The 222-nt window shown below is 45.9% G+C and carries 1 pseudogene; it reads left to right on the plus strand.

Going from position 1 to position 222, the window contains the following annotated elements:
• Positions 1-222 (plus strand): annotated as a pseudogene (locus N482_RS25160) (IS4 family transposase); the annotation flags it as partial.

Raw genomic sequence — 222 nt, forward strand, 5'->3', positions numbered from 1 at the left:
AATCCCCGCCGATATGGAAGGAGCCTATCGGTTTATCCGTAACGAGAACATTGATGCAAATGCCATAGCGGAGTCAGGCTTTCAAGCAACGGTTGAACAAGCACAAAATCATCATTTATTACTCGCATTAGAAGACACGACCACACTGATTTATAAACACCCTCTCCATTCGAGATGATTTGGGTCATGTCGGACGAGGGGAAAAACAACAGGGCCTGCTAG

Origin of the sequence: Pseudoalteromonas luteoviolacea NCIMB 1942, from assembly GCF_001625595.1 — a bacterium.
Classification (GTDB): Bacteria; Pseudomonadota; Gammaproteobacteria; order Enterobacterales; family Alteromonadaceae; genus Pseudoalteromonas; species Pseudoalteromonas luteoviolacea_A.